At 36.6% G+C, this 765-nt stretch carries 1 protein-coding gene; it reads left to right on the forward strand.

The features are described 5' to 3' along the window. The first annotated feature begins 144 nt into the window (after positions 1-144). Entirely contained in the window at positions 145-624 is a 480-nt protein-coding gene (gene tnpA / locus KQI32_RS13275; protein ID WP_216426134.1) for an IS200/IS605 family transposase, read from the forward strand. Positions 625-765 lie beyond the last annotated feature (141 nt).

Consider the following 765-nt stretch of genomic DNA (forward strand, 5'->3'; position numbering starts at 1 on the left):
TTGGTGTCTTTAGACGTGGAAATAAACCCCCAGTTCTACTGGGGGAAGATAAAAAGCTTAAGCATATGCAAATAAAACCTCCTGAGATATAATAGTAAAAGGTTTGGCAACCGCATTACTAAAATATCAAGGAGGTTTTAAACAATGTTAAAGAAAAATACCAATGAAATAAAACATACAGCACATTCAAGTTACAGATGTCATTATCACATAGTATTTGCGCCAAAATTTCGGCGTAAAGAAATATATGGTCAGTTGAAAAAAGACATCGGGGAAATCATAAGAAAGCTTTGCGAACAAAAGGGAGTGGAAATAATAGAAGCAGAAGCTTGCTCAGACCATGTACATATGTTAGTTAGTATACCGCCATATATAAGTATAGCACAATTTATGGGGTTTCTCAAGGGAAAAAGTTCACTAATGATATTTGATCGACATGCAAATTTAAAGTATAAGTATGGTTCAAGACATTTTTGGTGTAGGGGATATTATGTGGATACAGTTGGAAAGAACAAAAAGATAATATCAGAATATATCAGAAATCAGTTAGAAGAAGATTATGCATCGGATCAAATAAGCATAAAAGAATTTACAGACCCGTTTACGGGTAGCAAGAATAAGTAGGCAAAAATAAGCAGTCGCACGTGAGCGGCTGCCTGTGATAGTAATGCGGTGTCAAACTTTCGGTGCCTCTTAGAGAGGCTAAGCCTGTAATAGCCCCTTATAGGGGCTGTGCAAACCACCAGTTTACTGGTGGTTCTGATT

Origin of the sequence: Acetivibrio sp. MSJd-27 (genome assembly GCF_018918095.1) — a bacterium.
In the GTDB taxonomy this organism is placed as follows: domain Bacteria; phylum Bacillota; class Clostridia; order UMGS1840; family HGM11507; genus HGM11507.